This window comes from Caldisericum sp., from assembly GCF_049967455.1.
In the GTDB taxonomy this organism is placed as follows: Bacteria; Caldisericota; Caldisericia; order Caldisericales; family Caldisericaceae; genus Caldisericum; species Caldisericum exile_A.
The window spans coordinates 124,530-141,597 of the sequence record NZ_JBMFSR010000001.1 but is presented as its reverse complement, the minus strand read 5'-3'; the positions used below and the strand labels follow the sequence as shown (position 1 = coordinate 141,597).

Genomic DNA, 17,068 nt, shown 5'->3' with positions numbered 1-17,068 from the left:
AAGCATGAAGAACAAAAATAGAGTAAATATTAAGAAGATTTCTAAATTGCAACTTTTAGTTGCCGTTTCAATTATTTTAGTTTTGGTATTTGCAGGTTTAATAATCTATAGGCTTTTTTTCATTAAACAGATCGTATTTAATGAAAAAACTTTAAAAACTCTTCAAGAACCTCCTACTGCTGCTACTTCTTATCAGAATGGAATTCTTGTGGGAAATACTCAGGGATACGTAGCCCTAATTGACAACGAGGGTAATACGAAATTTTCAAAAAAAATTGATAGTAAAATTTTTGGATTTGTTGTAAATCCTTCTGATGGTTCTATTTACGTTGCAGGAGTTAAATTTCACGTATTGGGTAAAGATTTTAAGGAGATTTATAGTTTGGGTTTTGATAACTATATCCCAAGGGATCCATTTGTTACATTTCTAAATAATGGCAATGTAAAATTGCTCTTTCAATCTCTGAAAGATCTTTCTTATATGATTATAACTATTGATAAAACAGGAAAAGTTCTTACAAAAGATGTTGTTCCTGACATGGGGCAAAATTCTCAAATCTCAATTGATTCCTCTGGTAATGCAGTTTTTGTTCTTGAAAGTGGAGATATTTATCTTCTTGACGGTTCAAGAATTGCAGCAAAAGCATCAATTACTGAAAAACAAACAAGTTCAATTAGTAATGTCTTTGGATATTTTGTGGATGGAAACATTGTTGCAGGATATAAAACATTATTAATTGATCAGACTCAAAATAGTGGAAATAATTCGAGCCTTCCTGTATATTTCTATAATAGTTCTCTTTCCATGCTTGCAAAAACGAATTTTGATTCAAGTATACATAATATTTTTGTTAGTAAAAATAAAGTAGTTTTTTCTACGGGATCCGGTTTTTACTTTTATGACACAAGAGGCAAACTTTTAAATAGCATACAAAAAGTTGATTTTACTCCTTTTGAGTATCTTGAAGGCTCGCAAATACATGCATATGTTTACAAAAATGTAAACCAGCAAGGGACAGTGTTTTATCTAGTAGTGGTAAAGGATTCACAAGACCGAGAAATAGGGCGATTCATAAAGGCCTTTTCGATAGATAATCCCATCTTTGTAGTCTCTTCGAATTCTCAAAATGTTTATATAATTGAGGGGGTGGATATAAAGCTGCTCACAAGATAGGAGGTGGGTGTAAATGAAAATTGACGTCTCTCATTTAACAAGGGAGCAAGCTGAAAAAAGGCTTAAAGAGCTAAGAGATTTAATAAATTATCATAATTATCGTTATTATGTACTTGATTCTCCTGAGATTACAGATGCTGAGTATGACAGGCTATTTCAGGAATTGCTTGCAATAGAAGAGCGTTTTCCAGACTTAGTTACTCCTGATTCACCATCTCAAAAGGTTGGTGCTCCACCTCTTAAAGAGTTTCCAGAAGTTATTCATACTGTCCCAATGCTTTCTCTTGGTAATGCATTCGATGACAATGATTTAAGAGAGTTTGATAGAAGAGTTAAAAGAGAGTCAGGTTTAAATCAAATTGAATACGAAACTGAGTTAAAGATGGATGGTCTTGCAATATCAATAAGATATGAAAATGGAATTTTAGTGAAAGGTGCAACTCGAGGGGACGGAGTAAGAGGGGAGGATGTTACCCCTAATGTGAAAACCGTAAGAGGTGTTCCCTTAAAGCTTCTTACTGATACCCCTCCTTCTGTTATTGAAGTACGTGGAGAAGTAATTATGTATAAAGAGGACTTTGAGAAACTCAACAAAGAAAGAATTGAAAAAGGTGAACCTCCGTTTGCAAACCCGAGGAATGCAGCAGCAGGCTCAATAAGACAACTTGATTCTCGTATAACAGCACAAAGAAAACTTCATATGATTGCTTATGGTGTTGGGGAAATTGTAGGAGTCGAATTCAAAACACAGTTTGAACTTCTTCAGTATCTTAATAAAATTGGTTTTAGAATAAGTCCTGAAGTAAGGGTTCATAAGGATATCGAAAGTGTAATACAAGAAGTAAAAAGGCTAACTTCCGTAAGGGATTCTTTTCCATTTGGTGCAGACGGTGTAGTTGTTAAAGTAAATGATATTGAACTGCAAAAAAAATTAGGGGCAACATCCCATGAACCACGTTGGGCAATTGCGTATAAATTCCCTGCAGAAGAAGCAGAAACAATTGTTAAAGATATTATTTTTAGCGTGGGAAGAACTGGAGCTGTAACACCAGTTGCAATTTTTGAGCCTGTTGAAATTGATGGATCAGTTGTTTCGAGAGCTTCTCTTCATAACGAAGATATTGCAAGGGCACTTGATATTAGAATTGGAGACCATGTTATTGTTCATAAGGCAGGTTCAGTTATCCCCGAGGTTGTAAGAGTTGTAAAAGAAAAGAGAACAGGTAACGAAATACCTTTTAAGATGCCTGATAAATGTCCAGTTTGTGGTGGTCCGCTTGTAAGAGAAGAGGGTTTTGCTGTAACTCGTTGCATAAACGTCAGATGTCCTGCGCAAGTTAAGGAACGTATAATCCATTTTGTTTCAAGAGATGCAATGGATATAGAGTCAATTGGTGAGAAACTTGTAGACCAATTGGTCGATAAAGGACTTGTTACAGATTATGGTGATCTTTATTATCTTACAAAAGAAAGACTACTCACGCTTGAAAGAATGGGGCCAGTACTTGCCGAAAAAATTTTGAGAAATATTGAGGAAAGCAAGTTGCGACCTCTTTCAAATCTAATATACGCACTTGGTATATTTAATGTCGGTAAGAGAACAGCAGAACTCCTTGCAGAACACTTTAAATCACTTGATAATTTAATGAATGCGAAAGTTGAAGATATATTACAAATTGAAGGGATTGGGCCTGTTACCGCAAAATCTATTATTGAATTCTTCAGCTCCTCTGAAAACAGAAAAGTTATTGATAAACTTATTAAGGCAGGTGTAAACACAAGCGAAACACTTGTAGAAACTTCAAAGGAAGGACCATTAAAAGGGCTTACGTTTGTTTTTACAGGAACACTCAAAGATTTTACAAGAAATGAAGCAAGCAAAATTGTTGAAAGCCTCGGGGGTAACGTTTCAGATACCGTAAGCAAAAAAGTGGATTACCTCGTTGTGGGAGTTGATCCTGGATCAAAGCTTGAAAAAGCCCAAAAACTTGGCATAAAAATCATAAATGAAGATGAATTTAAGAAATTGATTGGATATGGAGGAAAATAGTTATGAAAATTGAGCTTGAAAGAATTGAAAAACTTGCGGCTCTAAAACTTGATGAGAATGAAAGAGGTTCAATGCTAAAAGATCTTGAAGATATAATAAATTACTTTGAAAATTTAAAGGAAGTAGAGACAGATAGTATTGAACCAATGGTATATGGTGAAAAGATTGAATTAGTTCTGAGAGATGATATTGTTGAAGATAGTTTGCATCTAACGGATCTTAAACGTCTTAGAGAACTTTTTGGAGATGGTTTTTTCAGAGTAAGGAGGATTATAGGAGAGTAATATGGATATAACAGCTCTTAGTGTTTCTCAAATTGTTTCGAAAATAAAGACAAAAGAATTAAAAGCAAAAGATGTAGTTCTCACATATTTAACAAATATTGACCGACTTGACAGCGAGATTAAGGCTTATCTAAATGTTTTCCACGATTATGCATTAAAGAGGGCAGAAGAGATTGATAATAATCCTAATAAAAAGGGTTTGCTTTTAGGCGTCCCGGTTGCTGTAAAGGATAACATCTCTGTGAAAGATTTTGAACTTACAGCAGGCTCCAAAATTCTAAAAGGCTATATTGCACCTTTTGATGCAACTGTTATTGAAAAAATAAAAGAGGAAGGAGCAATAATAATTGGCAAGACAAATCTTGATGAGTTTGCAATGGGATCTTCAACTGAAAATTCTGCTTTTTTTAAAACTAAAAATCCTGTTAATACAGAGTATGTACCTGGAGGTTCTTCTGGTGGATCTGCTGCAGCAGTTAAGGCAAATGAAACTCTTATTGCTCTTGGCTCTGATACAGGAGGTTCTGTAAGGCAACCTGCGTCTTTTTGCGGCGTTGTAGGGCTTAAACCAACTTACGGAAGAGTTTCAAGATATGGACTTGTTGCATTTGGTTCATCTCTTGATGTAATAGGTCCAATTGGAAAAAGCGTTGAAGATGTTGCAATAACTTTATCAGTTATTTCAGGATTTGATTTGCGTGATTCAACAACTGCAAAAGTGCCCGTTCTAAATTTTGAGACTTACCTTACAGGCGATATAAAAGGGAAAAAGGTCGGTTTAATAAAAGAGATACAGAATTTTAAAATTCAACCTGAGGTTGAAGAAGCTTTCAGGAAATCATTGGAGATATTTGAGAAAAATGGTGCAGAAATTGTTGAGATTTCTATGCCTCATCTTAAATATGCACTCTCCGTTTATTATATTGTTGCTCCGTCTGAAGCATCAGCAAATCTTGCACGTTATGACGGTGTGAGGTATGGATTTGAAGGTAATGCTGATAACTTGAGAGATTTTTACGAAGACACAAGAACTAAAGGGTTTGGTAGCGAAGTTAAAAGAAGGATTCTTATTGGCACATTTGCGCTTTCAGAAGGTTATTATGACCAATACTATTTGAAGGCATCAAAAGTCAGGAGAATAATTTTTGAGGAGTTTAAGAGGGCGTTTGAAATTTGCGATGTCATTCTTACTCCAACTTCTCCCACAACTGCATTCAGGTTTGGTGAAAAGGCAACACCTCTTGAAATGTATTTAAGCGATGTCTTCACAATCCCAGTTAATTTGGCCTACCTCCCGGCTATATCTGTTCCATTTGGGGTTGATTCAAAAGGACTTCCCATAGGCATTCAAATGATAGGGAAATGGTTTAAGGAAGAGGAGCTTCTTAATACTGCTTATGTTCTTCAAGAGGAGGCAAAACATGTTTAAGCCGACAATTGGACTTGAAATTCACATTCAACTTGCGACAAAGTCAAAAATGTTTTGTAGCTGTTCAACCGAATTTGGTGACCCGCCTAATACACATGTGTGTCCTGTATGTCTCGGGCTTCCAGGGGCACTTCCGGTTATAAACAAAGAAGCTATAAGATATGGTGTAAAACTTGCACATGCCTTGAATATGAAAATAAATCTCAAATCGACATTTTACAGAAAGAATTACTTTTATCCAGATTTGCCAAAGGGTTATCAGATAACACAATATTCTCTTCCTCTTGGTTTTGATGGCTTTCTTGAAATTCCAATGGAGGGGAAAATTAAAAAAATAAGAATTGAACGAGGTCATATTGAGGAAGATTCTGGAAAATCAATTCACATTGGCGATATAACAGAGTCAGAATATTCCTTTATAGATTTTAATCGATCGGGCGTACCCCTTATGGAGATTGTAACTCAACCTGATTTTGAATCTGGAGATGAAGCATACGAATTCTTAACTCTTTTAAGAAGTATAGTAAGGTATCTTGGTGTCTCTTCTGGTGATATGGAAAAAGGAGCCCTTAGATGTGATGTTAATGTTTCTGTGTCAAAAGATGAAAACAAGGGAACAAAGGTTGAAATTAAAAACCTCAATTCCTTTAGAAGCGTAAAGCGTGCAATTGATTTTGAGGTTGAGCGCCAAATTAAGGCAATTGAAAGCGGTGAGCGTATCATAAGAGAAACCCGCCACTTCGATGAAAAGGAAGGGACTACAAAGCCCATGAGGGTAAAAGAGGAGCTAAACGATTATAGATATTTTCCTGAACCAGACCTTCCCCCTCTTGAACTTTCAGAAGAATTTGTTTTGGAAGTTAAAAATGAAATTCCAGAATTACCAAATAAAAAGGCCGTTAGATATATAGAAACTTTGGGTCTTCAAGAGGATTATGCAAGGACAATTGCTTACAATAAGAAATATGCAGATTATTTTGAAGATATTGTAAATAAAGTTGGGCATCCTAAGGAAGTTGCAAACTTTTTCCTTGTTAATATTCTTGGCTTCCTTAATAAAAAAGGAAAAGATGTTGATGAACTTACATTTGGTAGTAATGAGTTTAAGGAACTTTTTTCTTACCTTGATTCTGGTCTCATATCAACGAACATTGCAAAAAGCGTAATAGAAGAAAGTATCGAAAAAGGCATATCCGTGAAAGAGATTGTTGAAAGTAAAGGATTAGTCCAGATTACAGATGAGAACGTAATAAAAGAAATTGTTGTTAAAGTTTTAAAAAATAATCCAACACCAGTAAGTCAATATCTTTCTGGGAAAAAGCAAGTTTTTGGTTTTCTTGTTGGTCAAATAATGAAAGAGCTTAGAGGAAAAGGCAAGCCAGAACTTGTTAATAAAATTTTGAATGAAGAGTTATTAAAATTAGAAAAAGGTGATGAGCCATGATTTTAGAAGCAATATTAAAAAGAAGGTCTGTAAGAAACTATCAAGAAAAAGATGTTGAAGAAGAAAAGTTGAAAGAAGTTCTTGAGGCAGGGCGACTTGCACCTTCTGCCTGCAATATTCAACCGTGGAAGTTTGTTGTTATAAAAGATAAAGAGACACGGAAGAAGATGGTTTCTGCGTGTGCAAATCAAAAGTTTGTAGGCGAAGCGCCAGTTTTGATTGTAGGTTGTATTACTGAAAGAGGATATCTCATGGGAGGATGGTATGATTCGAACATCCTCGATTTAGGAATTGCACTTGACCACATGACATTGCAGGCGGCACATTTAGGACTTGGTACTTGTTGGATTGGAGCTTTCAATGAAGGCGAAGTTAAAAAACTTCTCAACATTCCTCAGAACGTTCGCGTAGCTGCTATTTTAACACTTGGATATCCAAGAAACGGAAATATTTTCGAAAAGGATAGGAAATCTTTAGAAGAGGTTGTATCGTTTGAAAAATTTTCATAATAATTTCATAATTTGTGATATAATTTCAAAGGAGGTGTAGAATGGGTTTAATAATTTTAATTGCAATTTTAGTTTTGATCGTTTTGTGGTTTATTGCAACTTACAACGGATTTATTAATCTTAAAAACCGTGTTGAAAATGCATGGGCACAGATTGATGTTCAGCTTAAAAGGAGGTATGATCTCATTCCAAATCTTGTTGAGACTGTTAAAGGTTATGCTGCACATGAAAAAGAGATCTTTGAAAAACTTGGTGAATTAAGAGCTAAAGCGATGGGTGCAACATCAGTAAAGGATATAGGAGATGCCAATAACCAAATTAGTGCAACTTTAAAAACTCTTTTTGCAATTGCAGAGAATTATCCAGAATTAAAAGCAAATGAGAACTTCCTTAAACTTCAAGAGGAACTTACTAATACTGAGAACAAGATTGCTTTTGCAAGACAATTTTACAATGATATTGTAATGCAGTACAACGCAAAACAACAGCGTATTCCAGATATGTTTGTTGCAAGAATGATGAATCTTACACCAAAAGAATATTATCCTGTTATGGAGGAAGAAAGACAAACAGTAAAAGTCCAATTTTAGTTTAGAAGTTTTGTGAGGTTAGAATATGGAAAGAAAAACCCTGTATGAATTACAGGCTGAAAATGTAAGAAAAACATACCTATTTATGATGATATTTTCGCTAATACTTTTTGCAATTGGTTATTTCTTTGTTTGGTATTTTAACGGTGGAACATTCGGAATTATTCTGCTTGTTGCGTTTATTTTTCTTTATAACTGGATTGCATATGAGAATTCTGACAAAATTGCTCTTGCATCTGTTAATGCAAGGTTAGCTTCTGAAAACGAATATTACGTTTTGCATAATGTTGTTGAGGAAGTTGCCATTGCAGCAGGAGTTCCGAAACCAAAGGTGTATATAATGGACGAACAACAACCCAATGCTTTTGCAACTGGCAAAGATCCGAACCACGCAGCAATATGCGTAACAACTGGGTTGCTTTCAATGGTTAATCGAGAGGAACTTCAAGGAGTAATTTCTCATGAGATGGCCCACATCAGAAACAGGGATATTCTTCTTATGACAGTTATTGGTGTTGTGGTAGGGCTTGTTCTTATTCTTAGAGATATACTTTTTAGAAGTATGTGGTGGGGAGTTGGTGGAAGGAAGCGTGATAGAGATAATGAAGGCTCTGTGATAATTTTAATTGTTGGGCTGATTTTGTCGATCCTTGCTCCAATTATTGTTGCTTTAATTAGAGCTGCTGTTTCAAGGCAAAGAGAATTTCTTGCTGATGCAACAGGAGCCTATATCATAAGAGATCCAGAGGCGCTTGCAAGTGCTCTTGAAAAAATTGGGTCATACGGGAAGCCAATGAGAGCAGCTTCTCAAGCTACTGCGCATATGTTTATCTCTAATCCCTTTGGAAATATTAATCAACTATTTGCAACACATCCGCCGATTGAAGAGAGGGTAAGAAGACTTAGAGCGTTGGTTATAAAGTAGTTTGTCTCTCTTTTGTAAATTAATTATGGGGCTTTCAATAGCCCCATTGTTTTATTGTGGATGTCTTATTAATCAAAAATTATATCGTCAGTTTCGGCAAAATTTTCTTGAGTTTTCCTATAAGAGCATAATTAGTTAAATCAATTTTTATTGGTGTTATTGAGACATATTTATTTGCAACAGCAAATGAGTCTGTATCTTCTTCTAATTCATGAGGAGGCCTATCTCCTCCAATCCAATAAAATGTCTTTTTCTGTGGATTTACATATTTTTCGAGATAATTTTCATACTGAGTTTTGCCTTGCCTTGTAATTCGAAATCCATTTAACTCGTTTATTGGTACATTTGGCACATTTACATTAAGAATTGAGCGTTCTTCAACGATTCCTTCAAATAATTCTGGTGTTTGAAGAATTTTTGTAGCAACAACTGCTGCTGTTTCAAAATAACCATCATCACTATGAACATCTAGAGAAATTGCCATAGCTTTAAAACCATTTGCAAGTCCTTCAAGAGCACCAGCAACTGTCCCTGAGTAAAGAATATCTCCTCCAAGGTTAGCACCATGGTTTATTCCTGAAACAACAAAGTCTGGTGGATCATCTTTCATTAGATCCTTTACGCCTACAAGAACACAATCTGTTGGTGTACCATCAACAACAGTAATACCTTTAAAGCCTTCTTCGATTTCTACCTCTTTTATGAGGAGAACATCGTTTATTGTTAATGAATGACCTGCAGCACTCTTTTGTCTGTCTGGTGCCACTACCACAACTTCCCCCAAGTTTCTTAAATGCTTCGCAAGGACCCTAATGCCTTTTGCATAAATGCCATCATCGTTTACAAGAAGTATCCTCATCTTATCACCTCGTAATTTACTTTTCTTTTGTACCTTTCTGGCAATATCCCCCAGTATATAAATAGCATAAGTTGTTTTATGTATCCAACACTGTCGAAACGCCTTGTTGAAGTGTAAACTTTGTTTGTCCAAATGAAAAAGAATTTTCCAAATTTTTCTGCACTTTTCATCATCTTCCAATCTTCTGTATATTGTAGATTTTCATCATACCATACTTTGTAGAATACATCTTTTCTTACAATTTGAATGCTTAGTGAAGCATGTAATAATATGTGAGAAATGTCGTAAAACTTGAACCAGAATTTTGCATACAATGAATTTTTTTGTGGAAGTAATGAAGTTGTTCCGACAACATAATTTTTAGAAGAGTTTTTAATAAGGAAGTCATTCAGATCGTCCAAAAATCCTTTTTTAAGATGAGTATCTGCATCTAAAAATATAAGCCAGTCGCTATTTTCTTTTATTTTCTTTGCTCCAAAATTTCTTGCAACCGAAACTCCCTTTTTGTCGATTGAAAATACCTTAAAGTTTTCACACTCATATTTTTTTGCTATTTCATAGGTTTTGTCACTTGAGCCATTTTCAACGACAACAACCTCATAAAAATCATTGGGATATCCAATTTCTTTAAGATGTTTTAGTGTCTCTTCAATATATTTTTCCTCATTATGTGCAGGAATTACAATGGAAAATTTAAGTAAAGTTTTGTTATCCATATATCTTATTATACAGAAAATTTATTTATTTTGTTTTCCTTAGTATTGGGGCAAAATATTTTTTATTTCCCAGTCTGTTACACTTGTTCTATAATCGTCCCATTCTCTTTCTTTTGCCTCTATGTATTTTTCAAAGATCTTGTCTCCTAAAGCACTCCTTACAACCTCATCTTTTTTGAGCGCTTCTATTGCTTCTTTTAAAGTTGAAGGGAGAGTCTTAAATTTGTAAGGATTTCTTGAGTTTTCTTCGAATATGTTTATTTCGTTTGCTGGCTCACCTGGCTCAATACTATTTTCTATACCGTCGAGTCCTGCTTTCAGAATTACTGCAAAGAGTAAATAAGGATTTGCAGTTGGATCAGGGCTTCTAAACTCGATTCTTTTTGTTCTTTCATCTGCCTGAGGCACTCTAATGAGAGTACTTCTATTTTTTACTGCCCATGAGACATAAACTGGTGCCTCAAAACCTGGAACAATTCTTTTATATGAGTTAACCGTTGGGTTTGCAATTGCTGTAATTGCATCTATATGTTTAAAGATGCCTCCTATAAAATATCTTGCAACTTGAGAAAGTTCAAATTCTTTTGATTCATCAAAGAAGAGGTTCTTTCCGTTTTTATCTATAAGAGAAATATTTGTATGTGCTCCTGATCCATTAACACCGAAAATTGGCTTTGGCATGAAAGTGGCATACAATCCATTTATGAGAGCAATTGTCTTTGCGACTATCTTAAATGTAATGATTCTATCAGCAGTCGTTATTGGATCTGAGTATTTGAAATCAATTTCATGTTGCGAGGGTGATACCTCATGGTGCGATGTCTCTATTTCAAAGCCCATTTCTTCAAGATTTTTTGCAATTAAGGCTCTCGTTTTTTCTCCCACATCTTCTGGAAGCATTTCAAAGTAACTTCCCATGCTTACAAGTTCTGTAGATGGAGAGCCATCTTTAAGTTTAAAAAGGAAAAATTCTTCCTCAACTCCATTCTGCATAATATATCCTTTTTGTTCGCTTTCCTGTAATACTTTTTTAAGCCTATAGCGAGGGTCCCCCTCGAAGGGCGTGTTTTCATTTATATAAACATCACAGACGATTTTTGCAATTTTGATATCGTTGTGCAAAGTCCAAGGAAGTATGGAAAAAGTTTCAGGATTAAGTTTTAAAAGCATATCCGATTCTTCAATTCTTGCAAAACCCTCTATTGATGAACCATCAAACGCAATTCCATTTTCTATAGCATGCGGAAGCATTTTGGATGAAATCTCAACAAGTTTCGGAAATCCAAGCATGTCTGTAAATTGAAGCCAAATCAAATCGATTTTCTTTTCATGGACTTCTCTAAAAACTTCCTTTATACTAGTCATATATGCCTCCTTAAATTAAATGCATTATATGAAAATTGTGAGCTGTGTCAAGCTATAGGGCAATTTCCCCTGGAAGTTTTGCAAAAAGTCGTGCCTCCTTTATACTTTCAAGTCCAAGTATGAACCTTGTAAATCGCTCGATTCCAATTCCACATCCTGCAGATCTCGGTAATCCCTTTTTTACTTCTTTTAGGTACCAATCCCAGTCTTGAAGATTCATATTTTTGAACTTCATTCTTTTTATTATTCTCTCATACTCATACTCTCTTTCTCCACCAGACATTCCTTCCCCAAATCCATAAGGATAAATTAGATCCATATCAATAAGTGTTTTTCCATCATCGCTCAGTCTATCGTAGAATTCTCTCTCTTCAATTGGTATATCAATTAGGAAAAACGGGTCGTTTCTTTCCCTTGAAAGTATCATTTCAAAATCGTTTCCGTACTTTTCTTTTGCTTCGAGAAATTTTATTCGCTCAAATGGTTTCTTTGGAATGTGAAACTTCGGGTTTGTTGCTTTTATAAAATCCCCAAATTTTTCTTCTAATTTTTTCATTGTGTAAATTATAAGATCCTCAACTAAATCAAGAATATCTTCTCTGGTTGCATCCTTTATCTCAAGATCAAGTTGAACAAATTCTATAAGGTGTCTTCTTGAGTCTTTTTTGTCTTCTCTTTCAAGTCGAACGTTTGGCGAGAAAATGAAAATTTTTGGGTATTCCCTTAGTGCAAGTTGTTTGTGAAAAATCATAGATTTTGTAAGTGAATAGTATCCCCCACCATATGGAATTCTTGCATCGTAAACTGAATGGTTCAAAGGATCGGTTAGAGGTGAAATAATAACAGGTAAGATTTCCACAAAGCCTCTACTTCTTAAAAATTCTCCCATCCTAAAGATTGCTTCGCTTTGCACTTCTAAAGTTTCTTTTTTCATACTTTCCTCCTCAAAATTTATTTTTAAATTAAAAAAGGCCGGCTTTTTGCCGGCCTATGGGTAAAGATTAGCAATAGCTACCCAAACCGACCGGCGCCGGGCGAGTTATTATTATTGTTATTATTGATTGCTACTACTAATCTAACCCTTTCCATATTTTTGAGGTATTATAGAACACTTTTTCTCTTTGTCAATAGAATTTTTGTGTGTTAAGAAAAATTAATATTTAAAAAAATAATATAAGACATAAAATTAATTAGTAGGTATCGTTTTGGTTTTGTAACATTTTCGACAGATAAAGCATATTATATAGTGGAGGTGATGGGAATGAAGAGATTTGTAGTGTTTGTATTGGTTTTATTCTTGATTGTAACACTTATGCCATTAAAAGCTCAAGCTAAGGCAACTTTACCTAAAATTGAAATTGTAAAAGGTAGCATAAGTGCTATTTCTGATAACACTATTACCATTGATAAAAAGGTTATTAAAATTAAAGATGATACCGCTTTAAGGTTGAACGGGATAAAGGCAACTATAAGCGATATTAAAGTAGGTATGCATGCGATCGCAGTATGTGAAACAATTGATAAAGACCTTGTTGCAAGACTTGTTTTAGTATTTAATGGAAACCTTTCATCAAAAACTTTCACAGTTGTAGGTGAGATTACATCAATTACACAAAACGCAGTTGTTGTAAGTGGAAAAACAATTATTGTAAATGACCAAACAAAAATTAGACTTCAAGGAAAATTAGTAAGTTTTTCGGAACTAAAAGTTGGTGATAGAGTGGTTGTTCATGGTGATTATTCGCAGGATGTGTATATTGCAAAAGAGATCCTTATTCTTAACCATAAGGAATTTGAGATGCGTTCATATATAACTGAGATTGGTCCCAATTTCTTAAAGATAAAGGACTTTGATTACCAAATCTTTGTAAATGATAAAACTTCAATAACTAAAGTGGGCAAAGGAAAAATTTCCTTTTCTGATTTAAAGGTCTCCGATCCAGTTCAAATTCATGTGAGACTTGATAAGGTAACTGGAAATTATTTTGCAACCTCGATTGTTGTGCTTTCTTTTAAGCCAAACACAGCCGTTGCGATAGCTGGGACCGTATCCTTTATAGATCTTGAAACCAAAACAATAAAACTTTCTGAGCTTCCACTACTCACCTTTAAATTCCCTCAAGACTATAAAGGAAAAGTAATGATAACAGACCTAAATGTTAATGATAAAATCCTTGTTCTCGGAAAATACATTGATGTAAACACTGTTGAAATTACAAATATTATAAGATTTAAAATAAAGCTTTCTGTCCCTAAAAAGCCATAACTAACTAAAAATTAATCTTATATTTCGTAAAATCAGAAATGTGGGGGTTGCGATAAGTACTCCAAGAGGGCCGAAGATCGCACCCCCTATTGATATCATAAGAATTATAATCACCGGAGGAACTTTTAATTTATCTCCTACAATATGTGGGATAATGCCATTACTAAACAAACCTTCAACTATTGAAAACATCACAACAAATGCTAAGAATGTTTTAAACCCTTGGGTAAGTGATAATACAGCGCCTGTTAGGAAAACAACAGTAGGGCCGACATATGGCAGCATCTCTAAGAATGAATCAATTACACCAATAAAAACTGCATATTTAACTCCAACAATGTAACTTCCAAATCCCATAAAAAATCCTATAATGATTGAGATAATAACAAGTGTTGAAAAATATGTCCTCATTTCATCGTTTGTTCGATCGAGGAAGTGCTTTATTTTTATTCTAAACTTAGGGTCGAATCTTCTTAAGGTTATTCTATAAAGGGCTTTCGAATCTTTCATAAAAAAGTACGCAAGCAAGAAAGAAATTACAAGAGATCCAACATTAGAAAGTTTTGTTCCAATTTGCTTGGCAAAATTTGTTATAAAGTTTAGTATAACGCTCTGAAGCGTTGAAGTTGTATTTGCAATTATATTTTTGATAAAAACACTTTCTACTTGAGCATTTAATGCTCTGCCTATATTTTCAAAGAATGAAGTAATGTTTTCTTGCAAATTGGGAATTTTATGAGCAAGTTCAAGAAGCTCTCGAATTATAAGCGGTATAAGAAGATATCCAAGCAAAGTTAACAAAAAGAAAAACAGAAGAAGCGTTAAAAAAGAAGCAAGAGATCTTGGAAGTTTTAGCTTTTCAAAGAAATTTGTAATTGGAAGGAGTACATATGCAATAACTGAGCCAAAGATAATTGTAGGAATTACATCCCTTACTAGATACAAAAGATATATTAAGATAACTGCAATCACTAATACAAGGCTTGTAAATAGTGCATTTTTTATTTCTTTATTCATATCATCATTCTAACGCTATTGCCGAAACTGTGTCCTCTCCTTCTTTAAATCTTACAAGTATAACACCTCTTGTATTTCTACCCAACTCTTTTACATCCTTCAATTCTATTTTAATCACATTTCCAGATTTTAAAAGCAAGTATAAATTTTCCTCATCGTGTATTACCTTTACTGCAACAAGATTTCCTGTTTTTTCGCTCAATTTAATGCACTTTACGCCTTTTGCACCTCTTTTTGTTTTTCTTATCTCCTTTACGCTTAAAATTTTTCCGTATCCCTTCTCTGTAACAAGTATCACCTTATCGGTCTCTTTAAGTATTTCTGCATCAACTACATACTCATCTTCTTTTACTTTCATTCCTATAACACCAGAGGAAGCTCTTCCCATTTCTCTTACTGAACTTGTGTCAAATCTCACTGAAAGCCCAACATTTGAGATCATCATAACTTCTGCTTCTTCTGTAAGGGGTATAACTGTTTCCAGCTCATCCTCATTCTTGAGTTTAAGAGCAATTTTTCCTGCCGAAGTAATATAGGCAAATTCTTCCATCTTTGTTTTCTTTACAAGTCCTTTTCGAGTTACGAAGAGCAAACTTTTAATTTTATTGTCCTTTTCTATTGAGATTACTTTGCTAATATTTTCGCTTGGAGATAGTTTAAGAAGCCTGTGTATTGGAGTGCCTTTGCCAGTTCTTTCAAGTTCTGGGATTTCAAATGCTCTGAGTGAATATACTTTTCCAATATTAGTGAAAAAGAGCATTGTACTTTTTAGTGTTGTTGGAATTATTTCAATTGGATAATCCTCTTGTGAGACTGATTGTCCGATTACCCCTTTTCCTCCGCGTCTTTGTACTTTGAATACATCTTCTCTCATTCTTTTAAGATAACCGCCACGTGTCACAATAATGATCACATTTTCATCTGGTATGAGTTCTTCTTCATCGATTGTCTCATAGAAGTGTTGAATTTCTGTTTTTCTTGTATCTCCAAATTTGTTTCCAATTCTTCTTAAATCTTCTTTAATCTCGTTATAGAATCTTTCTTTGCTTGTGAGAATCTCGTTCAAATTTTTTATAAGTTCTTCCGTTTCTTTTATATCCTTATCAATCTTCTCAACTTCCAAGCTTGTCAATCTTGCAAGCCTCATGTCAAGAATCGCCCTTGCTTGTTCTTCAGAAATTTCAAGAAAATTAATTAATTTATTTCTTGCTTCTTCGTTATCTTTTGATTCCTTTATGAGAGGTATCACTGCATCAATTTTAAGGATTGCCTTCCTAATTCCACTTAGTATTTCAAGACTCTTACTTGCCTTTTCGAGTTTAAACTGAGTTTGTCTTCTTAAAACTTCTCCTCTAAATTGTAAAAACTCATTAAGAAGTTCTTTAAGTGTAAAAATTTTTGGTTGATTGTCAATTATCCCAAGTAGAATAACTCCATACTTTATTTCATATCTTGTAAATTTAACAAGTTCTGCCTCAAATATTTCTGGTTTTACATCTTCGGAAAGTTTTATGACAATTCTAATACCCTCTCTATCGGATTCGTCTCTTATGTCTTCAACGCCTTTTAACTTCTTCTCTTTCGCAAGATTTGCAATTTCTTCGACGAGTTCAGCCTTATTTACCTCATATGGGATTTCTGTAATGACAAAATATTTTCTTTTATGTTTGCCTTCTTCAATTCTGTATTTTCCTCTTATAGTAATCGATCCTTTTCCTGTCTCGAAATATTCTTTTATACCTGAAGTGCCGAGAATCGATGCCCCTGTCGGGAAATCAGGTCCTTTAATGAAATGTCTTAGCTCTTCAGTTGTTACCTGATCTCCTTTAAGAATTTCTGTATCTATGAGATAAATAAGAGCATCTATAACTTCTTTTAAGTTATGAGGTGGAATATTTGTTGCCATTCCAACTGCAATTCCAGAAGAACCATTAATGAGAAGGTTTGGTATTTTTGCAGGAAGTACTACTGGTTCTTTAAGAGTATTGTCGAAGTTTGGCACAAAATCAACCGTATTCTCATCGAGTCCTTCAAGCATCTCCATTGCAATTGGAGCAAGACGAGCTTCTGTGTATCGCATTGCCGCAGGTACATCTCCATCGATTGAACCGAAGTTTCCGTGTCCATCAACTAATGGATACCTCAAGGAGAAAGACTGAGCCATTCTTACAAGAGCATCATAAACAGATGATTCACCATGAGGATGGTATTTACCCAAAACTTCTCCTACGATTCTTGCACTTTTCTTATATGGCTTATTTGGGAGGCATCCAAGATCGTTCATTGCATAAAGAATTCTTCTATGCACTGGTTTTAGGCCATCTCTCACATCTGGAAGCGCTCTTCCTATAATAACACTCATTGAGTAGTCAAGATATGATTTTTTAACTTCTTCCTCAATTGGAACATTTATAACCTTTTCATGGAATAGATCTGCCAT

Annotated in this window: 15 protein-coding genes; 9 read left to right on the top strand and 6 right to left on the bottom strand. The window is 34.5% G+C overall.

The window, feature by feature from the left end:
• The first annotated feature begins 4 nt into the window (after nt 1-4).
• Genes ACP5SP_RS00685 through htpX form a run of 8 tightly spaced genes read left to right on the top strand, consistent with a single transcriptional unit; the run spans nt 5 to nt 8,405 of the window.
• A complete protein-coding gene (locus ACP5SP_RS00685; RefSeq protein WP_424586475.1) occupies nt 5-1,174 on the top strand; it encodes a hypothetical protein in 1,170 nt (389 codons plus the stop codon).
• Nucleotides 1,175-1,187: 13 nt separating this feature from the next.
• On the top strand, nt 1,188-3,224 hold the full coding sequence (gene ligA / locus ACP5SP_RS00680; RefSeq protein WP_428075847.1) for an NAD-dependent DNA ligase LigA: 2,037 nt from the start codon (nt 1,188-1,190) through the stop codon (nt 3,222-3,224).
• A 2-nt stretch (nt 3,225-3,226) separates the two neighbouring features.
• Complete coding sequence (gene gatC / locus ACP5SP_RS00675; protein ID WP_416084417.1) at nt 3,227-3,508, top strand: Asp-tRNA(Asn)/Glu-tRNA(Gln) amidotransferase subunit GatC; 282 nt, start codon at nt 3,227-3,229, stop codon at nt 3,506-3,508.
• Between the two features lies 1 nt (nt 3,509).
• On the top strand, nt 3,510-4,937 hold the full coding sequence (gene gatA / locus ACP5SP_RS00670; protein WP_428075844.1) for an Asp-tRNA(Asn)/Glu-tRNA(Gln) amidotransferase subunit GatA: 1,428 nt from the start codon (nt 3,510-3,512) through the stop codon (nt 4,935-4,937).
• Nucleotides 4,930-6,381 carry an Asp-tRNA(Asn)/Glu-tRNA(Gln) amidotransferase subunit GatB gene (gene gatB / locus ACP5SP_RS00665; protein ID WP_424586478.1) on the top strand — a complete coding sequence of 484 codons (1,452 nt, stop codon included), beginning with the start codon at nt 4,930-4,932 and terminating at the stop codon, nt 6,379-6,381. The genes gatA and gatB overlap by 8 nt, the downstream gene beginning before the upstream one ends.
• Nucleotides 6,378-6,890, top strand: a complete 513-nt coding sequence (locus ACP5SP_RS00660; protein ID WP_424586479.1) for a nitroreductase family protein — start codon at nt 6,378-6,380, stop codon at nt 6,888-6,890. Before gatB ends, ACP5SP_RS00660 begins: the two co-directional genes overlap by 4 nt.
• 41 nt (nt 6,891-6,931) lie before the next feature.
• Nucleotides 6,932-7,480, top strand: coding sequence for a LemA family protein (locus tag ACP5SP_RS00655; RefSeq protein WP_416084421.1), 549 nt, complete (start codon nt 6,932-6,934; stop codon nt 7,478-7,480).
• A 25-nt stretch (nt 7,481-7,505) separates the two neighbouring features.
• Nucleotides 7,506-8,405, top strand: coding sequence for a zinc metalloprotease HtpX (htpX, locus tag ACP5SP_RS00650; protein ID WP_416084422.1), 900 nt, complete (start codon nt 7,506-7,508; stop codon nt 8,403-8,405).
• A gap of 79 nt (nt 8,406-8,484) precedes the next feature.
• Here the strand turns inward: htpX and surE are convergent, their stop codons facing one another.
• The 4 genes from surE to ACP5SP_RS00630 are packed head-to-tail and all read right to left on the bottom strand — an operon-like array spanning nt 8,485 to nt 12,300.
• Entirely contained in the window at nt 8,485-9,264 is a 780-nt protein-coding gene (gene surE / locus ACP5SP_RS00645; RefSeq protein WP_428075842.1) for a 5'/3'-nucleotidase SurE, read from the bottom strand.
• Nucleotides 9,261-9,980, bottom strand: coding sequence for a glycosyltransferase family 2 protein (locus ACP5SP_RS00640; RefSeq protein ID WP_416084424.1), 720 nt, complete (start codon nt 9,978-9,980; stop codon nt 9,261-9,263). Before ACP5SP_RS00640 ends, surE begins: the two co-directional genes overlap by 4 nt.
• A 39-nt stretch (nt 9,981-10,019) precedes the next feature.
• A complete protein-coding gene (gene glnA / locus ACP5SP_RS00635) occupies nt 10,020-11,345 on the bottom strand; it encodes a type I glutamate--ammonia ligase (RefSeq protein ID WP_424586481.1) in 1,326 nt (441 codons plus the stop codon).
• 52 nt (nt 11,346-11,397) lie between these two features.
• Nucleotides 11,398-12,300, bottom strand: coding sequence for an asparagine synthetase A (locus ACP5SP_RS00630; protein ID WP_424586521.1), 903 nt, complete (start codon nt 12,298-12,300; stop codon nt 11,398-11,400).
• Between the two features lie 306 nt (nt 12,301-12,606).
• Between ACP5SP_RS00630 and ACP5SP_RS00625 the strand changes: the two genes are divergently transcribed.
• Nucleotides 12,607-13,611 (top strand): DUF5666 domain-containing protein, encoded by a 1,005-nt coding sequence (locus ACP5SP_RS00625; RefSeq protein WP_424606457.1) that lies wholly within the window; start codon nt 12,607-12,609, stop codon nt 13,609-13,611.
• Here ACP5SP_RS00625 and ACP5SP_RS00620 read toward each other — a convergent pair whose 3' ends face one another.
• Both ACP5SP_RS00620 and gyrA read right to left on the bottom strand, forming a co-directional pair.
• Nucleotides 13,612-14,628: an AI-2E family transporter gene (locus tag ACP5SP_RS00620; protein ID WP_424586483.1), complete on the bottom strand. Its 1,017-nt coding sequence runs from the start codon at nt 14,626-14,628 to the stop codon at nt 13,612-13,614. It lies immediately after the preceding gene.
• A gap of 4 nt (nt 14,629-14,632) precedes the next feature.
• Nucleotides 14,633-17,068: a DNA gyrase subunit A gene (gene gyrA, locus ACP5SP_RS00615; protein WP_416084428.1), complete on the bottom strand. Its 2,436-nt coding sequence runs from the start codon at nt 17,066-17,068 to the stop codon at nt 14,633-14,635.